This window comes from Amycolatopsis sp. NPDC003865, assembly GCF_053605345.1.
In genome coordinates, this window is the sequence record NZ_JBSGJA010000014.1 from 22,473 (window position 1) to 39,986 (window position 17,514).

A 17,514-nucleotide genomic window follows, 5' to 3' on the forward strand; every position below is an offset into this window, starting at 1 on the left:
ATGGCTCTCCCGCCGGGCATGCTGCCCGAGATCGAGCCGGTGAGCCGCGAGTCGACGGCCGCGGTGATCGCGCGTCAGCTACGCGACGCGATCATGACCGGCGCCCTCCCGCCCGGGACCCAGCTCGGCGAAACCGAGCTGGCGTCCCGGTTCCAGGTGTCACGGGGGCCGCTGCGGGAAGCCATGCAACATCTGGTTTCGGAGGGCCTCCTCCGCAGTGAGCGGCACCGCGGGCTGTTCGTGATCGATCTCGAGCCCGGGGACGTGTACGACATTTACGCGGCTCGCTCGGCGATCGAACGCGCCGCCATGCTCCGCGCCCTGCGCGGCGGGGAACGCGACCGGATCGCCGACATCCTCGAGCACACCGTCGCGGAAATGGCGACGGCCGCCAGTGAAGACGACCCGACGGCGCTTTCCACGGCGGACCTCAGGTTCCACGAGGCCCTCATCAACGCCTCCGGCAGCAAGCGGCTCGTCCGGATGGCCCGCACGCTCCTCATCGAGACCCGGATGTGCCTCACCGCGCTGCAGAGCACCTACCAACGGGTCGAGGAACGCGTGGAGGAACATACAAAGCTCATCCAGGCGCTTCGCGACGGGGACGAGGAAACGGCGCTGAGCCTTCTCGAGGCACACATGGAGGACGCCGTCCAGCGGCTCGCGCCGGGGACGAGCCTCCGGGACGGGCACGCCCCGCCGGTGCCGGGCAACGCGTGAGCGAAGCGCCGGCAGCCCTGATTCGACGGCCCACGCACGTGCTCGGTAAACGGGCGCGTGCCACCACCGCCGGGGCGGCACGGGCACTCGGCCGGTCGGCTCGGGCTCCGGCTCGGGCTGGGGCTCGGGCGGCAGTTCGGGCTCGGGCTCAGGCTCCGGATCGGCCTCGGGCTCGGGCTCGGGCTCGGGCTTCGGATCGGGCGGCAGCTCAGGCTCAGTCTCTCGTTCGCGTTCCCAGTAATCGTCGGGCAGGCGCACGTGGACGGCCCGCACGGGCTGCGGAAAGCAGTTGCTCGGCGGAGAGCACCCACAGCTAATCGCCATGGCGCACCCCCAGGACCGGCTGGCCGCCCTGGCCATCACGGTAGTCCGGTGACCAGGGCCAGCGGCCGCACGCGTCGGCGTGAACCAGTTGCAGCGCACGGATTTCCGGGCCGTACAGGTCGGCCGCGAACACCAGGTGCACCGACGGCTCGGCCAGCTCGACCACCTCGGCCGGCGAGCCGCCCGGCAGCGGGACGCGTTCGCCCGCGGCAGGTGGCGCGCTGTCCAGGAAACGCTTGGCGGACTCGTTGAGCAGCTTGGCGGACACCTCGACCGGCAGGCCCGTCACAACCAGCTCGGGCAGGCCGTACCCGCTCAAGCCGATCGTGTAGGCCCATGGCGGGTACGACCCGTCGTTCTCGACTCCTTGCACCATCCAGCCCCGCTCCGCGACGCCGTCGCGAAGCCGTTGCAGGTAACCGGATCTATCCGGGTTCTCGCAGGCAAAGCACATCGGTGGCTCCTCCCCCTCGGTGGGTGTGCGACCACCGTGCCGGAGGGCACCGACAAAAACTCAGCCCAGCGCTTCGGCCACTGCCGTGCCGAGGCGTTCTGTGGTATCCGTGCCGCCGAGGTCGGGCGTGCGCACCCGGCCCTCGTCGAGCACCCGGTCCACCGCCGCCCGGACCGCTTGTGCCGCAACGATTTCGCCCAGGTGCTCGACCAGCATCGCGGCCGCCAGGACCTGCGCCACGGGGTTCGCGATCCCCTGCCCCGCGATGTCCGGAGCGCTCCCGTGGACCGCCTCGAACATCGACGGATGTTCACCCGATGGGTTGATGTTGCCGGACGGCGCCATGCCGAGCCCGCCGGTGATCGCGGCCGCGAGGTCGCTCAGGATGTCGCCGAAGAGGTTCGACCCGACGATGACGTCGAGCCGATCCGGCGCCTGTACCATCCGCGCCGCCAAGGCGTCCACGTGCATCTGTTCACTGTGGACATCCGGGAACTCCGCCGCGACCTCGGCGAAGATCTCGTCCCAGAACGGCATCGAGTGGATGAGCCCGTTGGACTTCGTCGCCGAGCAGACGCGCGAAGTCCGCGTCCGCGCCAGTTCGAAGGCGTACCGGATGATCCGTTCGACGCCGACGCGCGTGAAAACCGACTCCTGCAGCACGAATTCGTCCGGCCGGCCGGCGTTGTGCCGCCCGCCGATCGCGGAGTACTCCCCTTCGGAGTTCTCGCGGACGATGACCAGCTCCAGCTCCTCGGCCTTCCGCCCGGCCAGCACGGACGTCGTGCCCGGCAGCAGCCGCACCGGGCGCAGGTTGACGTACTGCTGGAACGCGCGCCGCAACGGGATCAGCAGGCCCCACAACGAAACGTGGTCCGGGACGCCGGGGAAGCCGACCGCGCCGAGCAGGATCCCGTCGAACGCCGAGAGCTGCTCGACGCCGTCTTCCGGCATCATCGCGCCGGCCTTCGCGTACCGTTCGCAGCTCCAGTCGAACTCCGTCCACTCCAGCGAGAAATCGAAGAGCGCGGACGCGCGGTCGAGGACCTTGCGTGCCTCGACCGTGACGTCCACGCCGATGCCGTCGCCGGGGATGCTCGCGATGCGGTAGGCCGTCACAGGGCCACCGCGATGTACTTGGTCTCGAGGAACTCGTCGATGCCGACCGAGCCGCCTTCGCGGCCGAGCCCGGACTGCTTGATCCCGCCGAACGGCGCCGCCGGGTTCGACACGATGCCCTGGTTGAGCCCGATCATCCCGGCCTCCAGGGCTTCGGAGACGCGCAGCGCGCGCTTGAGGTCGCTGGTGAAGACGTAGGAAACCAGGCCGAACTCCGTGTCGTTGGCCTTCGCGACCGCTTCCTCCTCGGTGTCGAACGGCGTGATCGGGGCGACCGGCCCGAAGATCTCCTCGTGCGTCAGCCGCGCCTCCTGCGGGACGTCGGTGAGCACGGTGGCCTGGTAGAAGTGCCCCGGCCCGTCGACGCCGGAGCCGCCGGTGAGCACCCGCGCGCCGCGGTCGGTCGCGTCCTTGACCAGCTCCGTCACCTTGTCGACGGCCTTGTCGTCGATCAGCGGGCCGACGACGACGTCCTTCTCCGTGCCGCGGCCCATCGGCAGCGCTTCCATCCGCTCTGTAAGCCGCCGCGAGAACTCCTCGACGACGCCGCGCTGCACGTAGAAGCGGTTCGCGGCCGTGCACGCCTCGCCGATGTTGCGCATCTTCGCCTGCATCGCGCCGTCGATCGCCGCGTCCATGTCCGCGTCGTCGAAGACCAGGAACGGCGCGTTGCCGCCCAGCTCCATCGACGTCCGCAGGATCTTGTCCGCGCACTGTTCGAGCAGCTTCCGGCCGACGCCGGTGGAGCCGGTGAAGGAGAGCTTGCGGGCGCGACCGTCGCGGATCAGCGGTTCCATCACACCGCCGGAGTCACTGGTCGTGATCACGTTGAGCACGCCTTCGGGCAGCCCGGCCTCGGCGAGGATGCCGGCCAGCGCGAGCATCGACAGCGGCGTCTGCGCCGCGGGCTTGATCACCGACGTGCAGCCGGCGGCGATCGCCGGGCCGATCTTGCGGGTGCCCATCGCCATCGGGAAGTTCCACGGCGTGATCAGCAGCGTCGGGCCGACCGGCTGCTTGGTGATGAGGAACCGGCCCACGCCGTTCGGGGCGGTCGCGTACCCGCCGTCGATGCGGACGGCCTCCTCGGCGAACCAGCGGAAGAACTCGGCGGCGTAGGCGATCTCGCCCTTCGACTCGGCGAGCGGCTTGCCCATCTCCAGGGTCATCAGCAGGGCCAGCTCGTCCTGGCGCTTCATCAGCAGCTCGTACGCGCGGCGCAGGATCTCGCCGCGTTCGCGGGGTGCCATCTTCGCGAAGTCGGCCTGGGCGGCGACAGCGGCGTCCAGCGCGGCGACGCCGTCCGCCGGCGAGGCGTCGGCGACCTGGCACAGCTCCTTGCCGGTGGCCGGGTCCACCACCGGGAACGTCTTCCCGGACTCGGCGGCGACCCACTTGCCGCCGATGAACAGTTCCTTGCCGACCGCGTCGACGACGCCGGACTCGGTGCTCGCGCTCATCCCGACTGCTCCTCACGTGTTGTCCCGAGGGCCATGCTATGGATATTGTCAACAATCGACAACCCGCTCAACCGACCTAGGAGCACGCTGCCATGGCCCAGCTATCTCCGCTGCTCAAGCAGGCAACGCCCGTCGTGGTCGACCACGGTGAAGGGGTTTACCTCTACGACGTCGACGGCAAACGCCACCTCGACTTCACCGCCGGCATCGGCGTCACGAGCACCGGGCACTGCCACCCGCACGTCGTGCGCGCGGCGCAGGAGCAGATCGGCAAGCTCGTCCACGGGCAGTACACGACGGTGATGCACAAGCCGCTGCTGGAGCTGACGAAGCGGCTCGGCGACGTGCTGCCGAGCGGGCTCGACTCGCTCTTCTACGCGAACTCGGGCAGTGAAGCCGTCGAAGCGGCGTTGCGGCTTTCGCGGCAGGCGACGGAGCGCCCGAACGTCATCGTCATGCAGGGCGGCTTCCACGGCCGGACCGTCGCGGCGGCGTCGATGACGACGTCGGGGACGCGGTTCAGCGCCGGCATCGGCCCGCTGATGGCGGGCGTGCACGTCGCGCCGTTCCCGTACGCCTACCACTACGGCTGGGACGAGCAGACCGCGACGAAGTTCGCGCTGCGCGAGCTGGACTACCTGTTCCAGACGGTCAGCGCGCCGAACGAGACCGCCGCGATCTTCGTCGAGCCGGTGCTCGGGGAGGGCGGGTACGTCCCGGCGAACACCGAGTTCATGGCCGGCCTGCGCGAGCGCGCGGACCGGCACGGCATCCTGCTGGTCGTCGACGAGATCCAGACCGGCTTCGGCCGCACCGGCAAGTTCTGGGGCCACGACCACTTCGACGTCTCCCCCGACATCGTGCTCATCGCGAAGGGCCTGGCCAGCGGCTTCCCGCTGTCCGGCATCGCCGCTTCGCAGGAGCTGATGGCGAAGGCGTTCCCGGGTTCGCAGGGCGGCACGTACGGCGGCAACGCCGTCTCGTGCGCGGCGGCGATCGCGACGCTGGAAGTCATCCAGCAGGAAAACCTCGTCGAGAACGCCGCCGAGCGCGGGCGCCAGCTGCTCGAAGGCGCGCGGGTGATCGCGGACAAGACCCCGGCGATCGGCGAAGTGCGCGGGCTCGGGCTGCTGGTCGGCTCGGAGTTCACCACCGCCGACGGCGAGCCGGACGCCGCGACGGCCGCGGCCGCACAGCAGACCGCCGCGAAGAACGGCCTGCTGCTGCTCACCTGCGGGCCGTACATGAACGTCGTCCGGATGGTGCCGCCGCTGGTCGTCAACGCCGAGCAGGTCGACGACGCGCTGCGCATCTGGGGCGAAGTCGTCGCCTCCGTCACGGGGAGCTGAGCATGGCCCGGTACATCACGATCACCCTCGACAAGCGCGGCGTCTCCTGCCGCGCCCGGCTGCTCGACGACGAAGCCCCGCGGACGTGCAAGGCGGTGTGGGACGCGTTGCCGCAGAGCGGCTCGGCCTACCACGCGAAGTACGCGCGCAACGAGGTCTACACGCTCGTGCCGCCCTTCGCGGAGCCGAAGCCCGGCCGCGAGAACCCGACGATCACGCCGATCCCCGGCGACGTCGTGTACTTCGGCTTCGAGGCCTGGGAGATCGGCAACCCCGCGTACGGCTATGACGAGGGCAGCGAGGCACACAGCGACCAGGGCGCGACCGACCTCGCGATCTTCTACGGACGCAACAACCTGCTGATCAACGGGGACGCGGGCTGGGTGCCCGGCAACGTGTTCGCCACGATCGAGGAGGGCCTCGCCGAGATGGCGGCGGCCGCGCAGGACCTCTGGCTGCGGGGGGTCGAGGGCGAGACGCTCTCGTTCGCGCGGGCCTGATTTCCTTTCCTCCCAAGGGGACGCCGGGTGCGGTCACCGCACCCGGCGTCCCCTTTTCGCTGCTCGCACCCACTCGAAAGAGTGATCATCGCGAACTCACCTTTCGTGGCCGGTGATCACCGGATCGAGCTACGCACGTACCCAGGATGCCGGATCAAGGTCGAAATCACCGACTGTGATGATCGGCCCGCTTACTACCCAGAGTGGCTGACCGCCAAAGAGGGCACCCCGGCGTCAAACACGAAGGGATTACGTGTTTAGCATGGGAAGATTCCGCGGCGAACCGATCTTCCGGAAATGGTTCTTTGACAGCTCGCCGATGCGGTGAAAACCTGACTCCGCTCTCGCGAGAGCATCTCCAGGGAAACCATTTCGAATCATCAAGGAGCCTTTCCATGCAGACGTTCGTCCAGCACGCCCACTACTGCCACGACATCATCACCGGCGCGCTGGCGCACCTGGCGCACGTTCTCGGCTGGCTCGTCTGAGCCTGACCGGAAGCCGACGCCCGGCCGCGGGAAACCGCGGCCGGGCCGTTTTCACGCCAGCTCGGACAACCGCGTGAAATCGTCGTCGGAAAGCGTCAGGTCGGCCGCTCCGCAGTTTTCTTCGAGGTGCGCGAGCGACGACGTGCCGGGAATGGGGATGACGACCGGCGAACGCCGCAGCAACCAGGCGAGGGACACCTGAGCGGGGGTCGCCCCGAGGCCGGCCGCGACCTTTCCGAGCACTCCGCCCGCCGTCGCGTGATCACCCCGCGCGATCGGCAGCCACGGCACGAACGCGATCCCTTCGCGCTCGCAGTAGCCGAGGACGTCCTCGGACGCGCGGTCGGTCAGGTTGTACCGGTTCTGCACGCTCGCGATGGGCGCGATCGCCCGCGCTTCGGCCAGCTGCGCGACGCTGACCTCCGACAACCCGATCCGGGCGACCTTGCCTTCGTCCCGCAGCCGCGCGAGCGCGCCGATCTGGTCGGCGACGGGGACCTGCGGATCGAGCCGGTGCAGCTGCAGCAGGTCGAGGCGTTCGACGCGCAGGCGCCGCAGCGAGAGTTCCGCCTGCTGCCGCAGGTATTCGGGCTGGCCGAGCGGCACCCACTCGCCCCGGCTCGGGCGCGCGTGCCCGCACTTCGTCGCGATGAACAGTCCCTCGTACGGGTGCAGCGCGTCGGCCAGCAGTTCCTCGTTCAGCCCCAGGTCGTAGGCGTCGGCGGTGTCGAAGAACGTCACGCCGAGCTCGGCCGCGCGGCGGGCCACCGCGGCGGCGCCGTCCCGGACGTGGTCCCACTCGGTGAGCCGCATGGCGCCGAAACCCAGCCGCCGCACGGAAACGCCGTCTTCGAAGGTGTACGTCGATGTCATACCGCGAAGCCTCACCCGGCCTGGAGTCACCCACCAGAGATTTAGCCTGAGCTAAATCTTCCTCAGTAACCGGGTGGTCACGCATCCACGCTTGCGGGCGCGGTCCAGCCGGTGGATCGGATCCACGCGGCCAGGTCCAAGGTGGCCGGCTCGATCGAGCGCACCACCGAGCGGTCCGACGGCTGCTCCGCCGCCTCCGCGAACTGGCGGAACATCGCCCGGTCGAGGTCGGTGGGAAGCACGCTCAACGGGAGGGCCTCGTACCGTGCCGGGAGCCCGGCGCGCGCACCGAACGCCGCGGCGATCCGGGGCCCCGTCAGCTCATCGCCGACGAGCTCGACGGCTCCGCCAGGCGCCTCCGCGGTGCCGAGCAGGAGCGCGGCGACGACCCGGCCGATGTCCCTGACCGAGATCATCTTCAGAGGGACGTCCTCCGGCAGCGGCAGCCGCAGCACGATCTCCCCCTGCTCCAGGCTCGGCGCCAGCACGCTCGAGAAGTTCTCCATGAAGGCGGTCGGGCGCACCATCGAGGCCCGCAGGCCGGACTTCCTCAGGTGCTGCTCGATCCGGTGCTTCGAGTCGTGGTGCGGCACGCCCGACTCCCGGCCCGCTCCGAAGACCGAGTTGAACACGACGTGCGGGACGTCCGCATCGACCGCCGCGTCGACGAGCGCGGTACCGATGCGGATCTCCGCCTCGACCTCGTCGAGGCTGTTCGCCTCCGGGGTCATGAAGTAGAACGCCTCGACCGCTCCCAGTGCGGCGGCCAGCGACGCCGGGTCGTCAGCCCGGATGGCCGCCAGTTCGACACCGCGGGCGGCGAGCGCCCGAGCCCGGCCGGACTGCGGGTTGCGGACGAGGGCCCGCACCGGGGCCTTGTGCTCCAGCAGCGCGTCGACCACCGCACCGCCCTGTTGCCCCGTCGCGCCGAAGACCGCGATCGTGCCGGTCGTCTGTGAGCTCACCGCTGCCACCCTTCGTTGGTTCATGCCGTGAACTAAATTAGTTCACGGCATGAACTTCGTCAAGGTGCGCAGGTACCGGTGCCTTACGTCATGCCGGGCTGGTTCGACATGGGCGGAGAGAGGTCCGAGGTGTCCACGATGGCGGTGGCCACGCGCTCGAAGTCGCGCTGGTCGTCGGCGTCGAGGTTCTTCGCGATCTCGGGCAGTCGCTTGGTGACCTCGGCGTAGAAGGCCTCGGCGAGCACCTTCCCCGCAGGCGTCGCACTGAGCATGACGATCCGTCGATCCTCCGCCGAGCTTGCCCGGCCGACCAGCTCGCGCCGCGCGGTGCGATCGACCAGCTGGCTCAACGCGTTCTTGGTCATCCCCAACGACGCGGCGAGGTAAGCCATCTGCCGCGGCTCGTTCCGGACCGCGCAGAGCAGCGTGGCCTGCGAGGGGGTCAGGTCGAACTCGGCGCAGATCTGCGCGTACTTGCGCTGGATCACGACCGAGAGCCAGAAGAGCTTGTCGCCGTAGTCCACGCCGGCCTCCCCCCTCCAATGACGAACGGCCAGCCTACCCCCGAGCCGAATGTGAAAAACCCTCATGGCGGCGTACCGGCGGTACGTACTACGCTGCGGTAACCACAGCAACGGCGCGGAGGAGAAGCTGTCGATGGGCGACGTGGCGGCACGGCTGGCCGAGATAGTCGGGGACAAGAACCTGCTGACCGGCGAGGCGATCTCCGAGGACTACGCGCACGACGAAGCGTTGACCGCGGAGCCGCGAAAGCCTGCGTACGTCGCGAAGCCGGCAACCGCGGAAGAAGTCGCGGAGCTGCTGAAGGCCGCTTCGGAACACAACGTGCCCGTGACCGCGCGCGGTTCCGGCAGCGGACTGTCCGGCGCCGCGCGCCCGCGCGAAGACGGTTTGCTGATCTCCTTCGAGCGGATGAACGCCGTCCTCGAAGTCGACACCGGGAACCACGTCGCCGTCGTGCAGCCCGGCGTCACGCTCGCCGAACTGGACGCGAAGACCGCCGAAGCCGGGCTGAGCTACACCGTCTACCCCGGCGAGCTGAGCGCGAGCGTCGGCGGGAACGTAGGCACCAACGCCGGTGGTATGCGCGCAGTCAAATACGGCGTCACCCGCAACAACGTGCTCGGCCTGCAGGCCGTGCTGCCGACCGGCGAGATCCTCCGCACCGGTGGCAAGACGTCGAAGATCTCCACCGGCTACGACCTCACCCAGCTGATCATCGGCTCCGAAGGCACCCTCGCCCTGGCCACCGAGATCACCGTCAAGCTGCATCCGCGGCTCACGCACGGCGCCACCGTGCTCGCCCCGTTCGGCGACTTCGGCCAGGTGATGGCGGCGGTGCCGGCGGTCGTCTCCAGCGGGCTCGCGCCGCACATCCTCGAGTACATCGACAACATGACGATGGCCGCCATCGTCTACAACGAGAAGCTCGAGCTCGGTGTCCCGGACAAGATCCGCGAGACCAGCGAGGCGTACCTCGTGGTGGCGCTGGAGAACCGGGACAACGGACGCCTGCACGAAGATGTCGAGACGGTCGGCGAGCTGCTCGGCGAACTCGGCGCGACCGACGTCTACGTCCTCGAAGGCCCCGCCGCGCGCAAGCTCATCGAAGCCCGCGAGAAGGCGTTCTGGACCGCGAAGGCGGCCGGCGCCGACGACGTGATCGACGTCGTCGTGCCGCGGACCGCCATGCCGCAGTTCATCACGAAGGCGCGTGAGCTCGCGATGGCCGCGGGCGGCGGCGCGCTCGGCTGCGGCCACGCCGGCGACGGCAACGTCCACCTCGCGATCTTCTGCAAGGACGCGGACCGGCGTGAACGACTGTTAACCGACATCTTCGCGTACGCCATGGAACTCGGCGGCGCGATCTCCGGCGAGCACGGCCTCGGCCGCACCAAGGCGAAGTACCACCAGGAACTCGAGGACCCGGCGAAGATCGAGCTGATGCGCCGGATCAAGCAGAGCTTCGACCCGGCCGGGATCCTCAACCCCGGCGTTCTCTTCCCCGAAGGAACCGCATGAGCGAGATGAACGGCGCCCAGTCCCTGATCCGCACGCTGGTCGACGCCGGCGTCGAAGTGTGCTTCGCGAACCCCGGCACGTCGGAGATGCACTTCGTCGCGGCGCTCGACACCGTCCCGGAGATGCGGGGCGTGCTCGCGCTGTTCGAGGGCGTCGTCACCGGTGCCGCCGACGGGTACGCGCGCATCGCGGACAAGCCCGCCGCGACGCTGCTGCACCTGGGCCCCGGCCTGGGCAACGGCTTGGCGAACCTGCACAACGCGCGCCGCGCGCACACGCCGATCGTGAACGTCATCGGCGACCACGCGACCTACCACAAGCAGTACGACGCGCCGCTGGAGTCGGACATCGAGTCCATCGCGAGCTCGCTCGAAGGCTGGGTGCGCCGCTCGGAGCACACCAAGGACGTCGGAGCGGACGCCGCCGCCGCGGTCGCCGCGGCGCAGGATGCGCCCGGCCGCGTCGCCACGCTGATCCTGCCCGCGGACGCGTCGTGGGGCGAAGGCGGCGAGACGTGTGCGCCCATCCCGCCGCGCGTGCCACAGGCCGTCGACGCCACCACCGTCAAGGACGTCGCCGCCGTGTTCGGCGCCGGCGAGCCGGTGGCGCTGCTCATCGGTGGCGGCGCCTGCCGTGAGGAAGGGCTGCGCGCGGCCAGCCGGATCGCCACCGCGACCGGCGCGAAGGTGTTCGTCGAAACGTTCCCCGCACGGCTGGAGCGCGGCGCCGGTCTCCCGGCGATCGAGCGGCTCGGCTACCTCGCCGAGCAGGTCACCTACCAGCTCGACGGCATCAAGCACGTCGTCGTCGCGGGCACCAAGGCGCCCGTGTCGTTCTTCGCCTACCCGGGCAAGCCGAGCGATCTGGTGCCCGAAGGCGCGCAGGTGCACACGCTTGCGTCCGTCGGCCAGGACGTCACGCGCGCGCTCAACGAGGTCGCCGACCTCGTCGCCGCGGACACCGAACCGGTGCTGGCGCCGGCGTCCCGGCCCGCGCTGCCGAGTGGTCCGCTGACCCCGCAGAACTGGGTCGACGTCATCGGCGCGGTGCTGCCGGAGAACGCGATCATCGCCGACGAGGCCAACACGTCCGGCCTGCTGCTGCCGACGGCGACGGCCGGCGCGCCGCGGCACGACGTCCTGACGCTGACGGGCGGCGCGATCGGCTACGGCATGCCGGTGGCGACCGGGGCGGCCGTCGCCGCGCCGGACCGGCCGGTGCTGAACCTGCAGTCCGACGGCAGCGCGCTGTACACGATCTCGGCGCTGTGGACGCAGGCGCGCGAGAACCTGAACGTCACGACGGTGCTGCTCAACAACCGCGCCTACGCGATCCTGCGGATGGAGCTGCAGCGCGTCGGCGCGGCCTCGGGCGGCCCGAAGGCGAACGACCTGCTCGACCTCTCGCGACCGGACATGGACTTCGTCAAGATCGCGGAGGGCATGGGCGTCCCGGCGACGCGCGCGACCACGGCCGAAGAACTGGCCGAGCAGCTGCAGCGGGCCTTCGCCGAACCGGGTCCGCACCTCATCGACGCCGCGGTGCCGCCGCTGCTCTGAACCGGACTATTCTCCCGGCATACTTCGAGCCCGGGAGCGGCGGATGAGCGAAGACGAACACGCGAAGCGGGGCATCGACCTCGAACGGCCGAACGCGGCGCGCGTGTACGACTACATGATCGGCGGCCAGCTGAACTACGCCGTCGACCGGATGTTCGCCGAGCAGATCGAGAAGGTGCTGCCGAACGCCCGGCACATGGCGCTGACCAACCGGGCGTGGCTGCGCCGCGCGGCGCGGTTCGCCGCGGAGCAGGGCGTCCGGCAGTTCCTGGACATCGGCTCGGGCATGCCGACGGTCGGGCACGTGCACGAGGTCGTCCAGGCGATCGACCCGTCGGCACGGGTCGTCTACGTCGACAACGAGCCGATCGCGGTCGCGCACAGCGAGATCGTGCTGGAGGGCAACGACAACGCGGCGATGGTCCAGGCCGACGCCGAGTACCCGGACGAGGTGCTGGAGCACCCGACCACCGAGGCGCTGCTGGACTTCGGCGAACCGGTGATGGTGATCATGGCGGCGTTCGTGCACTTCATCCCGGACTCGCGCGACCCGGCGGGGCTGATCGCGACCTACCGCGACGTGCTCGCGCCGGGCAGCTACCTCGCGTTGTCGTCGGGCACGTGGAAGGGGCAGGGCGAGGAGTCCCAGCGCTCGGTGGCGCTGTACGAGAAGAGCGGCACGCCGCTGACGCTGCGCTCGCCCGACGAGCTGCGCGCGCTGGTGAAGGGCTTCGAGATCCTGGACCCCGGCGTGGTGTTCACGCCGGAGTGGCGCCCCGACGGGCCGCTCGAAGACCCGCCGGAGCTGTCGGGTGGCCTGGCGCTGGTCGCTCGCAAGGAGTAGCCGGCGCTATCCTCTCCGTCGCACCGACGGTGAGGGGACGGGGATGACCGACGACCACGCGAAGCGCGGGATCGACTTCGACAAGCCGAACGCGGCGCGCGTGTACGACTACCTGATCGGCGGCAAGCTCAACTACGCCATCGACCGGATGTTCGCCGAGCAGATCCTCCAGGTCCGCCCGGAGTCCCGGGAGCTGGCCCTGCTGAACCGGCGCTGGCTGCGCCGGGCGGTGCGGTTCGGCGCCGAGCAGGGCATCCGGCAGTTCCTGGACATCGGCTCGGGCATGCCGACGGTCGGGCACGTGCACGAGGTCGTCCAGGCGATCGACCCGTCGGCACGCGTGGTCTACGTCGACAACGAACCGGTCGCCGTCGCACACAGCGAGATCGTGCTGAAGGGCAACGACAACGCGGCGATGGTCCAAGCCGACGCCGAGTACCCGGCGGACGTCCTCGAACACCCGATCACCGAGCAGCTGCTGGACTTCGGCGAACCGTTGATGCTGATCATGGCGGCTTTCGTGCACTTCATCCCGGACTCGCGCGACCCGGCCGGGCTGATCGCGACCTACCGCGACGCGCTCGCGCCGGGCAGCTACCTCGCGTTGTCGTCGGGCACGTTCGAAGGCCAGGGCGAGGAGGTCCGCCGGGCGGCGGAGATGTACCAGAAGAGCGGCACCGACGTGGTGGCGCGCTCGCGCGCGGAGTTGCAGGCCCTGCTGGCCGGGTTCGAGCTGGTGCCGCCGGGGATCGTGTTCACGCCGGAGTGGCGCCCGGACGATCCCGCGGAGGTGGGCGAACACCCGGAGCGGGCGAGTCAGCTCGCCTTGGTCGCGCGCAAGAGCTGAAGATGTCTCACGTCGGCTATTCTCGCCGTCACACCGGACCGTGGAGCGGCGAATGAGCGAAGACGAATACGCGCGGCGTGGCATCGACCTCGACAAGCCGAACCCGGCGCGCGTGTACGACTACATCCTCGGCGGCCAGCTCAACTACGCCGTCGACCGGATGTTCGCCGACCAGGTGCTCGCCGCGCAGCCGAACGCGCGGGAGCGCGCGCGGCTGAACCGGCAGTGGCTGCGCCGGGCCATCCGGTTCGGGCTGGACAACGGGATCCGGCAGTTCCTCGACATCGGCTCGGGCATGCCGACCGTCGGGCACGTCCACGAGATCGCGCACGCCGTCGACCCGACCGCCCGCGTCGTTTACGTCGACAACGAGCCGGTCGCCGTCGCGCACAGCGAGATCGTGCTGGAGGACAACGACAACGCGGTCATGGTGCACGCCGACGCCGAGTTCCCGGACGACGTCCTCGAGCACGAGACCACCGAGATGATGCTGGACCTGGACCAGCCGGTGATGGTCGTGATGGCGCTGTTCGTGCACTTCATCCCGGACGAGCGCGACCCGGCCCGGCTGATCGCCGCCTACCGCGACGCGCTCGCGCCCGGCAGCTACCTGGCCATCTCGTCGGCCACTCCCGAGCAGCAGAGCGACGGCACCGCCCGCGCGGTCGCGATGTACCAGAAGAGCGCCAACCCGGTGACGCCCCGCACGGCCGACGAGCTGCGCGCGCTCGTGGACGGCTTCGAGATCCTCGACCCGGGCGTCGTCTTCATCCCGCAGTGGCGGCCGGACGACCCGGCGGACGTGCCGGAGAATCCGGCCGAGTGCGGCGGGCTCGCCCTGGTGGCGCGCAAGAACTAGGCGACGCCGACCAGCTCCGGCGCCACCCGCCTCTTCGGTACGAGCGCCGCGAGCACCACGCCCGCCAGCGCGGCGCACGCCGCCACGGCGAACGTCGCCCGGAAGCCGAACAGGGACGGCACCGTCAGCCCGCCGACGGTGATCGTCAGCTGGGCCAGCATCGCCGCCATCACCGCGCTCGAAATCGCCGTGCCGACCGAGCGCATCAGGGAGTTCAGGCCGTTCGCGGACGCCGTTTCGGTGACCGGCACCGAGCCCATGATCAGCGCCGGCATCGCGGCGTACGCGATCCCGACCCCGGCGCCGATGATCACCGACGCGGTGATCAGCTCGGCCGCGTTGTCCATCAGCGCGATCGCGAACACGTACCCGACGGCGATCACCAGCGCGCCGGTCATCAGCGTCGGACGCGGGCCGAAGCGGGCGATGAGCCGGGCCGACACCGGCGAAAGCAGCATCATCACCAGGCCGTTCGGGGCGAGGGCGAGGCCGGACTCGACCATCGTCTGGCCCAGCCCGTAGCCGGTCGACGCGGGTGCCTGCAGCAGCTGCGGGAAGGACAGCGCCATGGCGTACATCGAGAACCCGACCATGATCGACGCCAGGTTCGTGAACAGCACCGGCCGTCGCGCGGACACCCGCAGGTCGACGAGGGGGTCACGCCGGCGCAGTTGGTAGGCGCCCCAGGTGAGCAGGATGACGACGGCCGCCGCGGCGAACGCCAGCGTCGCGGTGCTGGTCCAGCCCCACGTGGCGCCCTTGACCACCGGCAGCAGCAGGCAGACCAGGCCGGCGGCCAGCCCGAACGCGCCGAAGTAGTCGAACGGCGCGGGCGTGCGCAGCGGCGACTCCGGCACGAACTTGACGATCAGCAGCGCGAAGAAGAGCCCGAGACCGGCGGCCATCCAGAACAGCACGTGCCAGTCGGCGTTCTCCGCGACGACCGCCGCGACCGGCAGCCCGATCGCGCCGCCCACCCCGAGTGTCGCGCTCATCAGCGAGATGGCGCCGCCGACGCGTTCAGCGGGGAGCTCGTCGCGCATGATGCTGATGCCGAGCGGGATGACACCCATCGCGCAGCCCTGCAGCCCGCGCCCGACGATGTGGAACGCGAGCGCGCTCGTCGTCGCGGACACCACCGAGCCGGCGATGAGCAGCCCGAGGCTGACGAGGATCATCCGGCGCTTGCCGTAGAGGTCGCCGAGCCGCCCGCTGACCGGCGTGCTGACGGACGCGGCCAGCAGCGTCACGGTGACGACCCACGACGCGTCGGCCGCGGAGGCGTTCAGCAGCCGCGGGAACACCGGGATGAGCGGCACGACCAGCGTCTGCATGAACGAAGCGACCAGCCCGCACGAGGCGAGCACCACGACGATCGCGCGGCCGGACCGTCCGGGACGGGACACCAGCACACCCCCGGTGTGTAGTTAGTACGCATCATGCAACTTCATGCACTGTACCTACGCTCCGGGCGTTTACCGCTCGATTGGTGCTCTCGTCACAGCCAGGTGCGCACGCCTCCGTGGCCGGAGCAGGTGCCGGAGCGGTGCTGGCTGTAGCTGTAGGTGTCGTCCTCGCAGAGGGCCGTGGCACCGGACGGGTTGTCACTGGGGCGGTGGACGCAGTTGCCGTCCGAGTTCCGGTAGTAGTCGGTGCCGCACTCGGCCGGCTTCGGCGCGGCCTGCGCGGTGGTCTTCGGCGCCGTCTTGGGCTTGGCCGCGGTCGTCTTCGGCACGACGGCCTGCGTCGGCACGGTCGTGGCCGCCGGCACGGTCGTGGGTGTCGACGCCTCGGAGGTGGCGGTCGTACTCGGCACCGAGAACGTCGGCGCAGTGTACGAAGTCATCGGTGCGTCCAGAACGCCGACGCCACCCGGATCCTTCGCCGGCACCGAACCGACGCCGCAGCCCGCGACCAGCAGGCCCGCGGCCAGGATCCACCCCAGTTTCTTTCCCACGACGACTCCTTAGCGACACGAATCAATGCCGCCGTAGTCGCTCACCCGGAAGCGTTCGTTACGGCGCCTAGACTCGCCGCATGGCCTGGTTGCGGCGGTGGGCTCCCGAACTGGCGGTCACCGTCGCGGTGCTCGTCGGCTCGTTGTTCGCCGTTCTGAACGACAGCGCGAAGCCCGCTCACCACGCCGCCGTCGGCTGGGTGCTCACCGTTCTCGGCTGCGTCGCCGTCTTCTTCCGACGTAAGTACCCGTTGACCGTCGCCGCGTTAACGCTCGTTTGCTGCGCTCTCTACTACCCGCTCACCGATCCGGACGGCCTCGTCCTGCTCACCTTCGCCTACGCGCTCTATAACGCCGCCGCGGCGGGGCGGATCCGCGGAGCCGCGCTGCTCGTCGTCGCCGCGATGGCCGGGGTCGCCGTCGGCGAGGTCAGCTCGCGCACCGGGCGGCACGTCGACAACTTCGCGTTCTTCCTGATGACCGGCTGGTTCGTCGCGCTCGTCGCCGGCGGCGCCGTCGCGCACTACCGCGCCGAAGCCGAACGCACCAAGGAGGCCGAAGCCCGCGCCCGCGCCACGGAGGAGCGTCTGCGCATCGCGCGCGAAGTGCACGACGTCCTCGGCCACCACCTGTCACTGATCAATGTGCAGGCCGGCGCCGCGCTGCACCGGCGTGATCCCGAGCAGGCCGAAGCGGCCCTCGGCACCATCAAGGACGCCAGCAAGACCGCACTCCAGGAGTTGCGTGCGACGCTCGGCATGCTCCGCCAGGCCGACCAGCCGAGCCTGTCCCGGGTCGCCGAACTGGCCGAGTCGGTCGGCGCGTCCGGGCTGACCGTGCGGACCGAGATCGACGGCGTCGCCCGCGACCTGCCGCCGGACGTCGAGCACGCCGCGTTCCGCGTGGTGCAGGAAGCGCTCACGAACGTCGCGAAACACGCCGGCGCGAAGACCGTCGTCGTCCGGCTCGGGTACGGCGCCGACGCGCTGTCCGTGCAGGTCGACGACGACGGCCGCGGCGGCGACGCCCCGCCGGGCACCGGGATCCGCGGCATGGCCGAACGCGCGCGGGCGCTCGGCGGCGAGCTGACCGCGGCGCCGCGCGAAGGCGGCGGTTACCGGGTGCGCGCCCGGTTGCCGGTGCGATGATGGGC

At 70.3% G+C, this 17,514-nt stretch carries 17 protein-coding genes; 9 read left to right on the forward strand and 8 right to left on the reverse strand.

Annotated features, from left to right (window positions below):
* The gene (locus ACWEVP_RS29845; protein WP_452065894.1) at positions 1 to 720 is read left to right on the forward strand and encodes a GntR family transcriptional regulator; all 720 of its coding nucleotides are present in this window, start codon (positions 1 to 3) and stop codon (positions 718 to 720) included.
* A gap of 313 nt (positions 721 to 1,033) precedes the next feature.
* Here the strand turns inward: ACWEVP_RS29845 and ACWEVP_RS29850 are convergent, their stop codons facing one another.
* Genes ACWEVP_RS29850 through ACWEVP_RS29860 form a run of 3 tightly spaced genes read right to left on the reverse strand, consistent with a single transcriptional unit; the run spans position 1,034 to position 4,077 of the window.
* Positions 1,034 to 1,498: a DUF4262 domain-containing protein gene (locus ACWEVP_RS29850; protein ID WP_452065895.1), complete on the reverse strand. Its 465-nt coding sequence runs from the start codon at positions 1,496 to 1,498 to the stop codon at positions 1,034 to 1,036.
* A gap of 60 nt (positions 1,499 to 1,558) precedes the next feature.
* Positions 1,559 to 2,617: a tartrate dehydrogenase gene (locus tag ACWEVP_RS29855; RefSeq protein WP_452065896.1), complete on the reverse strand. Its 1,059-nt coding sequence runs from the start codon at positions 2,615 to 2,617 to the stop codon at positions 1,559 to 1,561.
* Positions 2,614 to 4,077: an NAD-dependent succinate-semialdehyde dehydrogenase gene (locus ACWEVP_RS29860; protein WP_452065897.1), complete on the reverse strand. Its 1,464-nt coding sequence runs from the start codon at positions 4,075 to 4,077 to the stop codon at positions 2,614 to 2,616. Before ACWEVP_RS29860 ends, ACWEVP_RS29855 begins: the two co-directional genes overlap by 4 nt.
* A 92-nt stretch (positions 4,078 to 4,169) precedes the next feature.
* Here ACWEVP_RS29860 and ACWEVP_RS29865 point away from each other — a divergent pair, with 92 nt between their 5' ends.
* A complete protein-coding gene (locus tag ACWEVP_RS29865; RefSeq protein WP_452065898.1) occupies positions 4,170 to 5,426 on the forward strand; it encodes an aspartate aminotransferase family protein in 1,257 nt (418 codons plus the stop codon).
* A 2-nt stretch (positions 5,427 to 5,428) separates the two neighbouring features.
* Positions 5,429 to 5,926 (forward strand): DUF3830 family protein, encoded by a 498-nt coding sequence (locus ACWEVP_RS29870; RefSeq protein ID WP_003079597.1) that lies wholly within the window; start codon positions 5,429 to 5,431, stop codon positions 5,924 to 5,926.
* 539 nt (positions 5,927 to 6,465) lie between these two features.
* Here the strand turns inward: ACWEVP_RS29870 and ACWEVP_RS29875 are convergent.
* The 3 genes from ACWEVP_RS29875 to ACWEVP_RS29885 all read right to left on the reverse strand — a co-directional run bounded on the left by ACWEVP_RS29875 (position 6,466) and on the right by ACWEVP_RS29885 (position 8,776).
* Positions 6,466 to 7,287 (reverse strand): aldo/keto reductase, encoded by an 822-nt coding sequence (locus ACWEVP_RS29875; RefSeq protein ID WP_452065899.1) that lies wholly within the window; start codon positions 7,285 to 7,287, stop codon positions 6,466 to 6,468.
* A 77-nt stretch (positions 7,288 to 7,364) separates the two neighbouring features.
* The gene (locus tag ACWEVP_RS29880; protein ID WP_452065900.1) at positions 7,365 to 8,252 is read right to left on the reverse strand and encodes an NmrA family NAD(P)-binding protein; all 888 of its coding nucleotides are present in this window, start codon (positions 8,250 to 8,252) and stop codon (positions 7,365 to 7,367) included.
* Positions 8,253 to 8,335: 83 nt separating this feature from the next.
* On the reverse strand, positions 8,336 to 8,776 hold the full coding sequence (locus tag ACWEVP_RS29885) for a MarR family winged helix-turn-helix transcriptional regulator (protein WP_452065901.1): 441 nt from the start codon (positions 8,774 to 8,776) through the stop codon (positions 8,336 to 8,338).
* A gap of 133 nt (positions 8,777 to 8,909) precedes the next feature.
* Here ACWEVP_RS29885 and ACWEVP_RS29890 point away from each other — a divergent pair, with 133 nt between their 5' ends.
* From ACWEVP_RS29890 to ACWEVP_RS29910, 5 genes are read left to right on the forward strand one after another with little or no spacing between them, the layout of a single operon-like run.
* Positions 8,910 to 10,295, forward strand: coding sequence for an FAD-binding oxidoreductase (locus ACWEVP_RS29890; protein WP_452066087.1), 1,386 nt, complete (start codon positions 8,910 to 8,912; stop codon positions 10,293 to 10,295).
* A 5-nt stretch (positions 10,296 to 10,300) separates the two neighbouring features.
* A complete protein-coding gene (locus tag ACWEVP_RS29895; protein ID WP_452066088.1) occupies positions 10,301 to 11,854 on the forward strand; it encodes an acetolactate synthase large subunit in 1,554 nt (517 codons plus the stop codon).
* A 43-nt stretch (positions 11,855 to 11,897) separates the two neighbouring features.
* Positions 11,898 to 12,698 carry an SAM-dependent methyltransferase gene (locus ACWEVP_RS29900; protein WP_452065902.1) on the forward strand — a complete coding sequence of 267 codons (801 nt, stop codon included), beginning with the start codon at positions 11,898 to 11,900 and terminating at the stop codon, positions 12,696 to 12,698.
* A 43-nt stretch (positions 12,699 to 12,741) separates the two neighbouring features.
* Positions 12,742 to 13,545: an SAM-dependent methyltransferase gene (locus ACWEVP_RS29905; RefSeq protein WP_452065903.1), complete on the forward strand. Its 804-nt coding sequence runs from the start codon at positions 12,742 to 12,744 to the stop codon at positions 13,543 to 13,545.
* Between the two features lie 52 nt (positions 13,546 to 13,597).
* The gene (locus tag ACWEVP_RS29910) at positions 13,598 to 14,404 is read left to right on the forward strand and encodes an SAM-dependent methyltransferase (protein WP_452065904.1); all 807 of its coding nucleotides are present in this window, start codon (positions 13,598 to 13,600) and stop codon (positions 14,402 to 14,404) included.
* Here the strand turns inward: ACWEVP_RS29910 and ACWEVP_RS29915 are convergent.
* Positions 14,401 to 15,816, reverse strand: a complete 1,416-nt coding sequence (locus ACWEVP_RS29915) for an MFS transporter (RefSeq protein ID WP_452065905.1) — start codon at positions 15,814 to 15,816, stop codon at positions 14,401 to 14,403. The two genes, ACWEVP_RS29910 and ACWEVP_RS29915, sit on opposite strands and share 4 nt — an antisense overlap.
* Positions 15,817 to 15,902: 86 nt before the next feature.
* Positions 15,903 to 16,361 (reverse strand): DUF3761 domain-containing protein, encoded by a 459-nt coding sequence (locus tag ACWEVP_RS29920; protein WP_452065906.1) that lies wholly within the window; start codon positions 16,359 to 16,361, stop codon positions 15,903 to 15,905.
* An 80-nt stretch (positions 16,362 to 16,441) separates the two neighbouring features.
* On the opposite strand from ACWEVP_RS29920, the gene ACWEVP_RS29925 reads away from it, so the two are divergent.
* Positions 16,442 to 17,509: a sensor histidine kinase gene (locus tag ACWEVP_RS29925; RefSeq protein WP_452065907.1), complete on the forward strand. Its 1,068-nt coding sequence runs from the start codon at positions 16,442 to 16,444 to the stop codon at positions 17,507 to 17,509.
* The last annotated feature ends 5 nt before the right edge of the window (positions 17,510 to 17,514 follow it).

Bases quoted from the DNA above. Each gene is read 5' to 3' on its own strand.
- ACWEVP_RS29845 (WP_452065894.1), top strand. From the start codon at position 1: ATGGCTCTCCCGCCGGGCATGCTGCCCGAGATCGAGCCGGTGAGCCGC.
- ACWEVP_RS29850 (WP_452065895.1), bottom strand. From the start codon at position 1,498: ATGTGCTTTGCCTGCGAGAACCCGGATAGATCCGGTTACCTGCAACGG.
- ACWEVP_RS29860 (WP_452065897.1), bottom strand. From the start codon at position 4,077: ATGAGCGCGAGCACCGAGTCCGGCGTCGTCGACGCGGTCGGCAAGGAA.
- ACWEVP_RS29865 (WP_452065898.1), top strand. From the start codon at position 4,170: ATGGCCCAGCTATCTCCGCTGCTCAAGCAGGCAACGCCCGTCGTGGTC.
- ACWEVP_RS29870 (WP_003079597.1), top strand. From the start codon at position 5,429: ATGGCCCGGTACATCACGATCACCCTCGACAAGCGCGGCGTCTCCTGC.
- ACWEVP_RS29875 (WP_452065899.1), bottom strand. From the start codon at position 7,287: ATGACATCGACGTACACCTTCGAAGACGGCGTTTCCGTGCGGCGGCTG.
- ACWEVP_RS29890 (WP_452066087.1), top strand. From the start codon at position 8,910: ATGGGCGACGTGGCGGCACGGCTGGCCGAGATAGTCGGGGACAAGAAC.
- ACWEVP_RS29895 (WP_452066088.1), top strand. From the start codon at position 10,301: ATGAACGGCGCCCAGTCCCTGATCCGCACGCTGGTCGACGCCGGCGTC.
- ACWEVP_RS29900 (WP_452065902.1), top strand. From the start codon at position 11,898: ATGAGCGAAGACGAACACGCGAAGCGGGGCATCGACCTCGAACGGCCG.
- ACWEVP_RS29905 (WP_452065903.1), top strand. From the start codon at position 12,742: ATGACCGACGACCACGCGAAGCGCGGGATCGACTTCGACAAGCCGAAC.
- ACWEVP_RS29910 (WP_452065904.1), top strand. From the start codon at position 13,598: ATGAGCGAAGACGAATACGCGCGGCGTGGCATCGACCTCGACAAGCCG.
- ACWEVP_RS29925 (WP_452065907.1), top strand. From the start codon at position 16,442: ATGGCCTGGTTGCGGCGGTGGGCTCCCGAACTGGCGGTCACCGTCGCG.